This is a genomic window from Flexithrix dorotheae DSM 6795 (genome assembly GCF_000379765.1).
Classification (GTDB): Bacteria; Bacteroidota; Bacteroidia; order Cytophagales; family Flammeovirgaceae; genus Flexithrix; species Flexithrix dorotheae.
This window is the reverse complement of the sequence record NZ_KB903496.1, coordinates 1-11,999: the sequence shown is the minus strand read 5'-3', so window position 1 is coordinate 11,999 and position 11,999 is coordinate 1. Positions and strand designations below refer to the sequence as shown.

The window sequence follows — 11,999 nt, the reverse complement described above, 5'->3', positions numbered from 1 at the left end:
GTAACCCCGGTGAGAAACAATCCATGGATATTTAGAACAGGCCTGCAGGCTAAACTCCCTTTTAAAGATAAACCTTTACCGGGTACAGTAGCACCTAAGGCAGCTAAGTTATCTAAAATGGCAGATTTGTTTGATCTGGAAGGGAACCTGGGGCTGAACATCGGAGAAATCACCAGAGTAGATTTAAGTCCGGCAGTTTCACACACCTTCAAAGAGAAGCTGTCAGTAGGTGCAGGTCCAATATTTCAGTATTACGATGACAAAAAACTGGATGTAAATTCAGCGACTTTTGGAGGCAGGTTTTTCACCCGCTTTAAACCGAAGGAACACTTTCCTTTTTTCCAGGTGGAAGCAGAAACACTGAACGGAAAAGAAGTTTCGCCATTATTGAAAAATGCTCAGAACTCAGAGCGGCAATGGTATTCGGCTTTGATGGCTGGAGGAGGGGTGAACTTCCCCTTAGGCTTAAAATCATCATTTAACATATCGGCCTTGCGGAATCTGACTTATCAGGGACCCAATCCGGTTAGGAACAGTCCCTGGGTGATCAGGGCTGGACTGCAATTGTAAAAATAGCAATACAAAAAAATTAAAGAGATAACCTATCAACTAGCTTTTTATATCATGAAGAATAAAATGACTTCCTACTCCCTTAAAATATTCAGGAATAGCCTCCTGGGATTGTTTGGGTGCTTGCTTTCACTGAATTTGATTGGACAGGAATTACCAACTGTAATTCCTCCTTCACCAGAAGCTGCTGCTTTGTTTAAAAGTGAAGAAGTTCCAGTAAGTTATTATAATGGAACAACTAATTATGGTATTCCAATTTATACCCTTCAGGGCAATGAATTAAGTGTACCAATTTCGATAAATTATAATTCTTCGGGTATAAAAGTAGAGGAAGTATCTTCTTGGGTGGGAATAGGTTGGAGTCTGAATGCTGGAGGTACAATTTCTAGAAGTATTCAGGGATTACCAGATGAGATTCTCAAAGGTTATATTTTTAATGAGGTTTTTGATGAAAATGGCATTCCTATTTATACAGGGTGTGTTTATGATAATGATAGACCTCCATACGCAGCGATGTTGGCTAATGAGCTTGATGCAAAACCAGATATATTTTATTTCTCGTATCCAGGAGGATCTGGCAAATTTGTTCTAGATGTTCATGGAAAACCTGTATTATTAAACAGGGAAGATATTCTAATTGAGGCTTCATTTGTAGAGGGTGAAGTCTTCAACCAACAATGGAAAATTACGGATAAAAGCGGTATCCAATATATGTTTGGAGTATTTGATGGGTTTTCGGCTACTGAGAGTACAGGTAGTAATCCATTCTGTACAGGAAGTAGTTCATTACCTGATCCTCTTAGTCTAATATCAGGCAATACTTCCTGGTATTTACGTGCAATGATCTCTGCTGATGAATCAGATACCATTATGTTTAATTATGAACCTTATTCTATGAAATATGACGTACATGGTGGAGGCTATATTGACTACAGGGTTTTTGGGAATACAAATTTGGGAGATAAATTAATTAATTTGTGTACCAAAACAGAAATCACTCATTCTAGTGTGAGATTAAAATCAATCGTTTCTTCAAAGGGAAGTGTAGAGTTTGTGGTAAATAGTGAAAAAAGGAAGGATGTGGAATCAATAGGAAGTAATGAGGATATGTTTCCTAAAGCATTGAGTCATATTGAAATAAAAGATTCTTTTGGGAACAAGGTAAAAAAAATAGTACTTGAACAAAGTTATCTGAATGCCAGTTCAGATGATTATAATACTAAAAGGCTTCAGTTAGACCGGATATATACATCGAATGAAGCAGAAGACAAAGACGAACAAATCTTTGATTTTTATTATAATACTCCTCCCGGAGGATTATATCCTTCTCGTTTATCCAATGAACAAGATTACTGGGGATATTACAATGGGAAAGGTAATGGTAATTTAATTCCTTTGGTTAATTACTATAATTATTATTTTGGTGTTACACAGGAATTGGGTGACGCTATCAGGGAAGTTGATTTTGAATATGCTAAGTTTTGCTCCTTAAAAAAGGTTAACTTACCCACAGGAGGCAATATAACTTTTAGCTATGAACCTCATTCTTATTTCGGAACAACCTCATTTGTTGAGTATAAATCAGAAGAAAAAATACAAGGAAAGGTATATGTCAATACCTTTGCAGATTATCCTGATCCTACTTCCTACGATTGAAGTAACATTTGAGGTTGAAACTTCTGGTTCGTATAGTGTAAGGTGTAATTTTAATTGTACCACACCTGGAGGATTTTCTGGATGTGGGTTTGTAGCATTAAATAGTTCGGATGGAAGTTTTTCTAAAACATTTTCGGAATGTACTTTAAACTTGTTGTATTTAAATCCTGGAACTTATACACTAAGTGCTGAAATTGCTGATGGAGAAGCTGAGATTGAATTTGATATTTTTAAAGTAGAAACTGATGAATTAGCCCATGAAAGAGAAGAAAATCGTGTTTCAGGGGGATTAAGAATTAAAGCTGTTAGAAGAGATGATGGTAATGGGATTCCAATCGTAAAAAAATACTTTTATACCGATCAAATGGGTGAGGGAATAAATTCTACGGGGCGTAATTTCTACCAAAATGATTTTAAGGAAACCTATACCTATGTTGATGGGAGTTATGAAAATCTTGGATGCTATGGTGAAAATGGAGCGACAGGTTATATAAGATTAAAAGCAAAAAGTAATGTACCGTTAGGGTATAAATCTTCATATAATGTTGGTTACAAAGAAGTTACAGTATGGCATGGTGAAAATGGAGAATTTGGGAAAGAACATCATTTATATACACCATCAGGTTCGGGAAGATTACTGTCACAATATAGCCACAGAAATATGGCACCTGTAGAACAATCTTACTTTACAGGAAACAATAGGCTGGTCAAGAAAGTGCATTACGATTATGAAACAAGGAGAGATCTTTCAAATAGAGTCTTAGGTTTGGAAGTTGAAACAGATAAAAAATCACCATGTTGGAAGTGTCGACATACAGAATACAGTACTTATACTTTCGAATACGATTCCGAATGGTTTAAGCTAATTAAAAAAACAGAAATAACATATCCAATAGATGAGGGAGATAATACTCCTTTTGAAGTTGTGACTGATTATGTTTATGATCCAGACCAAGAATATGACAATCCAAAAACTATAATTACACAAAATAGTGATGGGACCTTATCCAAGCAACATTTTTATTATGCTTATAGTTGTGATGATTCTACTTATGGAAGTAACTTGTTAAGAGATAAACATATGCATAGTCAGTTGCTCAAAAAAGAAATAGAGGTTGATGGTGCAATTGTGTCAAAAACTGAAACTTACTTTTCAGATGAAGACGAATCAGCGGAGGGTTATAACATTGTACCAACTAAAGTTATAAACTACCCTAAAGGAGGAGATGAAGGAATAAAAATTAATTATGATTTTGATGAAGAAGGAAATATCATAGAAGTTCAAAGAGAAAATGATATATATCACTCCTATGTATGGGGATATAATAATACCCTTCCTGTATTTAAAATTATCAATGCTCCTTATAGTCTGGTAGAAAGTAAATTAACAGCTTATAAAAGTATTCTAGAGGGTTACCCCACAAAAGAAAATATAAAGGAAATATGGCAACATTTATCTGACCAGCTTCCTGAAGATGTTCAGATAATGGGATATGGATTTGAGCCACTAAAGGGTATGAATATGGCCATTGATATTAATGGAAACCCTTCTTATTTTGATTATGATGATTTTAATCGCCTACAATATGTGAAAGACTATGATGAAAAACTTTTGCAGAAGTACGAATATCACTATATCAAAAATTAAGCATTTGACACACAGATAAAATCTTATCAAAGAACATTTCTCATATACCTGCATAAGATTTCGTAATTGGAGCTTTGTGAATTAATGGTAGGTAGATGTATTTATAAAACATTATAAAGTACACCATGAAATTTAATTATAAATTACTGTTTATCGGTTTTATACTGGTAAATGTTATTGGTCTTAAAAATAGCTTTTCCCAAAGTATTACACCTGCATCAAGCATACAGTGTAAGGATAAGTTTATAACTTTTGAAGGGGTTGGGTTCAGTGATTCAGGTGGCGGTGGTGTTGGTGGGGGTTTTGGTTTTGGGTGGATAGTATCTCCAAATACTGGAGTAACTATTACGGATGAGAATGCTCCGGTTACCACTATCAAATTTACCCAAGAAGGCGTATATAGTGTAACATTGTTAAATATTTCTACTGAAGAATCGGCTTCAACAAGTGTGACTATTGGTTTTTCAGCAGGTACTTTAACAGGTGCAACAAATTGTTCTACAGGGATTTCGCAAATGACTCTAAGTGGTCACACAGGTAAAATAGATGAATGGCAAAGAAGAAAAATAGGAAGCAGTAGTATAACATCTATTGCTCACCAGAGTGCAACCTATCTACCAACAAATAACCCTGATAATTATGAATATAGAGTAAAGCTTGTAGAGAAAGTCACTTGTTCTTCTCCTCTTCCCCCAAAATATTCTAATTGGGTTCCAGTAAAAATCAGACCAACAGCTAACTTTACTTTTTCAGGCATCCAAAAGGCAGGGAAAACTATTAGTTTTACCAATACTTCTTCAGTGATTCATGGCGCTGAAGTTGATAGTTACAGTTGGAACTTTGGTGATGGTACTCCTTCTTCTAGTCTGACTAATCCTACTCATTCCTTTTCAAAAGCAAAAACCTATAATGTCAGTTTAACGGTAACCACTAAAAATGGGTGTACTCATACTACTAGCAAATCAATTGAAATTGATTATGATATGTACTTCACACCTCATAACCTTTGTGCAGGGAGTGAAACATTTTTCATACCTAGTGTAGTTGGAGGAAGTAGTTTAGAGTTCAGCTGGGATTTTGGAACAGGAGATGGTTTTACTCCTTTTACCAATGAAAATCAGGGGTATATAGGGAATGAGTATGATAATTTCGGAAATTATTCAGTAAAATTAAAAGTGAGAAATGAATACAATACAGTAGAAACTATTTCCCAAAATATTTATATAAATGAAGCTCCTGTAATTAATAGTATCAATACACCAAATGATATTTGCCAGGGCATGACCATACCATTAACGGCAAGTGTTACCGGAAATGGAACCTATAGTTATAAATGGAATATTACAGGTCCAACTCCTGGAAATTATACAGGAACTAATCCTTCTCATAAGTTTACAGCAGCAGGGAGTTATAATATTAAATTAACAGTTTCTACTAGTAATGAGGTTTGTGAAACGATAACCTATAAAGGTATTACAGTTCAACCAGAACCTGATGCACAGACAATGACTACTACTGGGGAGCACTGTAATGTAGAGAATGGTTTTCGTATAAAATTAAATAATACACAATCTGGAGTTAAATATCTTTTACACAAAAATGGTATTCCAGTAGGAGCTTATAATCAGACTGGAGATTGGGGAATGATAGACATTCCTGGAACTTATACGGTAAAAGCTACCTATACTGATCCTACGCTTTCTTGTAAAGTTTATGATATGCCAGACGTTCTTGTGATTAAAGAAAAAGCTAAAGCGGTAATTACTTTTGATAACCAGTCTTGTAATACAGCGACACCAGGACTGGTAAAATTCAACAGTAGTGGATCAATAGTGGTTTCAGATGGTACCCCATCTCCATATTCATGGAATTTTGGAGATGGTAATTCTTCTTCAGCTGCTAACCCAAATCATACTTATAATCAAGAAGGTACTTACACGGTAACCCTTATTATTACTAATGATAATGGCTGTAAGGATGAGACTTCAAAAAGTGTCACAGTGGATTTTCCTACTTTAGTGGGTGAAATCAAAAAAATTGGAGGGGGAAATGACTTTGAAGTTTGTCCAGGAGCCTTTCCAGACTTAGAAATAGAAGATGAAAGAGGTACCAGACAGTGGGAATATAGAAACTCTGAAACAGGTTCAGGCTTTGCCCCAGTCAGGAATCCAAGTACAAATCAAATTATTACCAGCAAAAAATTAGATTATGCGTCAGGATTTATCCTTACTGAGAATACAGAGTTTAGGGTAAGGGTAAAAAATAAAGGTTGTGCTACACTATATACCACTCCACAAACCGTAACCATAAAGAGTGGTCTGGTAGGAGGAAGCATTTCGGCAAATGATATTTGTGGCGAAGGAACGATACGCATGACTTTAAGTGAAAATGTGATTGGTGATATATTGGAATGGCAAAAAGAAGTTTCTTCAGGAAATTTTGTAAAAATTGAAAATACTGAAGGAAATAACTATTTGGATTATTTTCTAGATGAAAATACGAGTGAAAAAATTAGAGTAAAGGTAGGTTGGAATGAATGTCCAGGTTCATTTGTAACTTCTACTGTGATAGAAATAAAAGCTCATTCCCAACCAACAGCAAACTTTAGAACAGAAAATCTGACAGGAGAAGTTACTAATGAGTTTTTGATCAATGAGGATATCAAATTTGTAAACCTTTCAAGTGCTGGAGCTAACAGTAGTTTTAGTTCTCGGTCATGGACTTTTAAACCAGGAGCTACTTCTACAGCTGAACATCCTACTTATACAGGGTTTGATCAGGCAGGGGAATATCCTGTCAAACTTATAGTGAGGAATAACAATACAGCTCAGGGAAGCTATTGTGAAGATGATATCACAAAAAATGTAGTGATTCATCCTCTACCTGTTGCTAATATTAATGGTCCAAGTGATGTTTGTATAGGTCAAGTCGCTACATTTAGTATTACAGGATTAGGAATTCCAAATGGATATTCATTGAAAGGATATAAATGGGATTTATATGGTGATGGTATCTATAGTTCCCTAACTACAGATGCTCAAAAAAATGTAACTTATTATCCGGAAGAAAGGTCAATCCAAATTAAAGTAAAGGTTTATATTGAAAGTAATAACAGTAACCATACAAAGGAATTATATAAGGAGATTTACCATGATTTAAATATACATCAGGGACCAACAGGAACTATTACAGCTTCAGGTAGCTGTCCAAATGAGTCTCTTACTCTTGGTATTTCCAATCTTTACCCCAATGATATCCAAGTTTCTAATTATTATTGGGATTTAGACAATGATGGGGATTTTGATGATGGGGAAGGAGCTACAATTGTAAGTAGTTTTAGTGAGGATACTTATGTGAAAGTAAAATTGATTACAGAGAATTGTGAAGCAGAACTATCAGGTAACATTGAAATTGACCCTGTGATTACCCCTAGTTTTACTTATCAGGAATCCTGTACCGAACCAGGGAAAGTAACCTTCAATGTAGATCAACCAAATCCAGATTATATTTATAAATGGATTATTGATCTTTCGGGTGGAAATCCTGTGGAAGCCTCTGGCACACAGGTCATTCATCAATTTGACATGGGAAAGACATATTACGTAAAATTAAGTATAGAAAAGGAAGGGATCTGTACTGATGATTTTTTGAATACTGAGGTAGAAGTATTTAAATTTGAGTCCGCAGGAGAAATTACTACTACAAGTCAGGAAGTTTGCCAAAATAATTTACCTACATTATATGCTTTAGACCCGGTTTCAGGACAGAATGATCAAGTTTCTTATCAATGGCAACAATCAGCTACTGAAAACCCAAATGACTTTGTTGATATTGCTGGAGCCACAGAGGCAAGTTATGCTTTCCCGACTTTTAATCAAAGCATGATTGACATGCCTTATTACAGAAGGAAAGTGATTTCTGAAAATGGCTGTGAAAAAGTATCGGGTTCGGTACATATAGAGATCAGAGAAATTCCTACTACTCCAACATTAGAGCAGACTGGAATAATTGAACTTTGTCCTGGAGAAACCACAACATTGAGTATTGATGGAAATACTACAGGATTTACCTACCAATGGTTAAGAGATGGCCTGCCAGCTTCTACTCAAAATGGTTCAAGCACACTCGAAGTCAAAGAACCGGGAATTTATACCGTAATGGCATACAATAACCTTTGCTTTTCAGATGTTTCAGATGATTTAGAAGTAAAGGTGATCCCTGCACATCAACCGGGGATAATGTTCGAAAGGACGCTTAACTTGAATTGCGCTGATGCGTCTACTATAAACTTATCTATCCAAAGTAAACCAGGTTATACCTATACATGGTATAAAGATGGTTTTGAGGTTGGTACAGGTACTACTTGGAGTGCTAATGCCACAGGTTTTTATTATGTAAAATCTGTAAAGACTAGTAACCCGGGTTGTTATGCTATTTCAGATGAAGTAGAAATCATAGATAAGGTAGTAGAACCAAATTATGTCAGAACCTTTACAGCGCAAACTAATGGGATGGTAGAAAGTGTAAGTCTGGCAAATGCTGACCATAATACAGTCATGGTTTCTACCCAATATTTTGATGGTTTGGGAAGAGGAATTCAAGGTGTTGAATTTAGAGCCTCTCCTAATGAACAGGATATGGTAAGCTTTACCCAATACGATAACAATGGAAGGAATCTAAAATCATTCTTGCCTTTTGCAACCGGGAATAATGGATTGTTTAAACAATGCCCTGAAAGTATTCAAAAAGCTTTTTATTTGGCTGATAATGATAATATTGTGGATTCAGATTTTGCTTATGGAATGAGTGAGGTTGAAAATTCACCATTAAACAGGTTAATGAAACAAGCTGCTCCAGGGGAAAGTTGGGTTGGTTCATTGGGCACAGGTGATGAGCATGTAGTTCAATCAAACCAAAGGACCAATACCAGTGTTGAAGGAATAATTTGGTGGGATATAGATTATAATTCTCAAAGTTTAGATTGTGGAGAGTATAGAGAAGGAAATCTTATCTATAAAGGGACCTATCTGGAGAAGCAACTCATGGTCAGTTCCATGATTGATGAACAAAATCACGAAGTACTTGAATATAAAGACAGGAGAGGAAGGGTGATCTTGAAAAAGGTTGATTCAGATGATGGTTGGTTAGAAACCTATTATGTATATGATGACTATGGTAATCTTGGTTTTGTATTACCGCCTAAAGCCATGAAAAAAATGGCTGGAAGTTACTCTGGGTCTACTTTTGATCAAATTATCAACCATTTGGCTTTTCAATATAAATACGATGAAAGAAACAGGCTGGTAGTCAAAAAAGTACCGGGAACAGGAGATGATCAGGGTATTGGCGGAGAAACTTATATGGTATATGATGATTTGGATCGATTAATACTTTCACAAGATGCCAATCAAAGAAATAGAGAAGATAAAGATGGGAATCCTCTTCCAGAACAATGGAGTTTCACAAAATATGACAAATTAAGTAGACCTGTAATTACAGGAGTTTATGAACCTTCTATTACTGGTCAAACTGCTCATAATCAGTTAATTTGTAGTGTGGGATCATGTGACGCTATTGCCTCATCTGTTACAAAAAGCAATTTTGTAGTTGATCCCCAAAAGCAAGAGGCTCAAAATTTAAGTTTGGATTTTTACAGTGAGAAACAAACTTATGTAGCATCTAAAAAAGCTAAATTGCTACCAGGTTTTTATTATAAGGCTGATGTTGGTGAAAGCATAACAATAGAAAATGATGAGGTAACTTCTTCAGAAGCTCAAAGAAATGGTTATGAAGCCGATCAATCTTGTTTGGGAATTTCTAATGAAAGTGTTACCGACCTGGTTTATACTTATTATGATGATTATGGAAAAGTAGATTTTGAGTACAAAATAGCTAAGAAAACGCCTGTAGGAGCTGTAGTTATTGATCACTCAGGAGAACATGCTCAAAAAGTAAAAGGTCAAATAGTAGCCATAAAAACTAAAAGGTTAGGTGAAGGATTACCTTATCTTACTACCGCTACTTTTTATGATAAAAAGGGGAGAGTCTTACAAACTCAGGGAGAAAATCATAAAAAAGGTGTTGATATTATGACAACTGATTATGATTTTATAGGTAGGCCTAAGCGAACCTATGAGCAACACCACGTAGTAGGTGAGAATATGGCTGAGGTCAGGATAGTAAAAGATTTCACTTACGATCATGCCGGAAGGGTAAAATCAATCAAGCAGCAAATTGATGAGGAAATTGGTTCTGAAATATTAGGAGAATTGATTGTGCAAAATACCTACAATGAATTAGGCGAACTGACTTCTAAAGCACTTGGAGAGGATATAGATGGGGTGTTCGAAACAATTGATTATTCCTATAATATACGAGGGTGGTTATCTGAAATTAATAATGTAGACAGTATTAGTATTCCAGGGTATGAAAGATATTTTGCCATGGAACTCCATTATGATGTAGCCGGATCAGAAAACATCCAATATAATGGCAACATTGGAGCGGTCAACTGGAAATCAAAATTAGATGGAGTATCAAGAGGCTATGCTTATACCTATGACAAAGTCAATCGATTGAAATCAGCTATTTATTCATCTGAAAATGTAAATGAGAAGTTTAAAGTTGAAAATATTACTTATGATGCTAATGGCAACATTCTTACTTTGGATAGATATGGATTATTAGCCAATCATATTGATCCACTTCAAAGAGTATATGGAAAAATAGATGGTTTAGATTATGATTATAATCAAAATGATCTTGGAAATAGACTTACAGCTGTAAGTGATACGGAAGTTGGAAAGGGTATTGCCAATGACTTTAAGGAAAACCAGTTGGCAACAGGTAGTGAATATTTATATGACTTTAATGGAAACTTAATCTCAGATGCAAACAAGGGTATTGCTAAAATAACTTATAACCACCTGAATTTACCAGAAATAATTGATTTTGGAGGAGGGAAAATTATTAAATATGAATATGATGCTGCTGGAATCAAATTAAAGAAAACAGTTTTTAGACCTGGAAAGGAAAATGAAACTACAGATTACATAGGTGGTTTTGTTTATGAAAATGAGGTTTTACAGTTTTTCCATATGGATGAGGGCAGAGTTTTATCTCCTGAAGTTCAACAGGAGCAAAATCCTCAGGCTGATACCTATGCTTATGAATACCATTACAAAGACCACCTGGGTAACCTGAGAATGTCCTTAAGAAAAGGTGGAGACTTGGAGTATATAGCCGACATGGATACTGATAAGGCCACAGAAGAGGAGGCTAGTTTCCAGAATATTGCTGAAACAAGGGATGTTAAAGCTGTTACTGGGAATGGGACAAAATCTGGGGATGCTTCAGCCCATTTGAATGCAAATCTACCTGGTGGTATCCAAAAGGCAGTTGGACCTTTAAAAGAAATTGCGGTAGGAGAAGGTGATGAAATAGTAGCCAGAGTATGGGCAAGATATACCTATGATGGTAATGCAGAAAAATCTGTATTTACGGTAGGTTCCGTTCTACAGAATATGGTACAAGGTGAAGGAGGAGGAATTAATACCATTCCATTTGGAGTAAATGCCTTAACACCAGAAGAAGCTGATGTACCCAATGCCTATATCAGAATCGTTTATTACGATGAAAATGACAATGAGCTTGGAGATATTTCCAAATGGGTATTACCTTCTGGCACTGGTGGATGGCATCCATTGGACATTAGCTTGCCAATTACCACCAATGGAAAGGTGAAGGTTTTTGTAGCCAATGAATCTGAAATGGATGTTTGGTTTGATGAGTTGGTTATTACCAATAAAAAAGCTATAATTGCCCAAGAGAATCATTACTATCCTTTCGGTATGAACCTCACTGGCATAGAGAAAAAAGGTAGTCCGGATCATAAGTTCCAGTACAACGGTAAAGAAAAACAGGAAGACTTCGATTTGAACTGGTATGACTATGGTTGGAGAAATTACGATCCTGCTTTAGGTAGATGGCATGGAGTAGATGGAATGTCTGAGAAATATGTCTCTTATTCTCCTTACCACTATGCAGGTAACAATCCGATACGGAATTATGATATTGATGGGAATGAGTTTACTGAGTCTGGTAAGAAATGGGCTGAAAAAATTTG

General features: G+C 35.7%; 4 protein-coding genes. All 4 read left to right on the top strand.

Going from position 1 to position 11,999, the window contains the following annotated elements; all coding sequences use genetic code 11:
• The coding region (locus tag A3EM_RS0135735; protein ID WP_020533053.1) for a hypothetical protein at positions 1-570 on the top strand (570 nt) is incomplete at its 5' end.
• 54 nt (positions 571-624) lie between these two features.
• Positions 625-2,226 (top strand): hypothetical protein, encoded by a 1,602-nt coding sequence (locus A3EM_RS0135730; protein WP_020533052.1) that lies wholly within the window; start codon positions 625-627, stop codon positions 2,224-2,226.
• Entirely contained in the window at positions 2,180-3,874 is a 1,695-nt protein-coding gene (locus A3EM_RS0135725; RefSeq protein WP_157638248.1) for a hypothetical protein, read from the top strand. The genes A3EM_RS0135730 and A3EM_RS0135725 overlap by 47 nt, the downstream gene beginning before the upstream one ends.
• Before the next feature lie 125 nt (positions 3,875-3,999).
• Positions 4,000-11,999, top strand: an 8,000-nt coding sequence (locus A3EM_RS44695; RefSeq protein ID WP_044240840.1) for a PKD domain-containing protein, incomplete at its 3' end; no start/stop codon positions are given.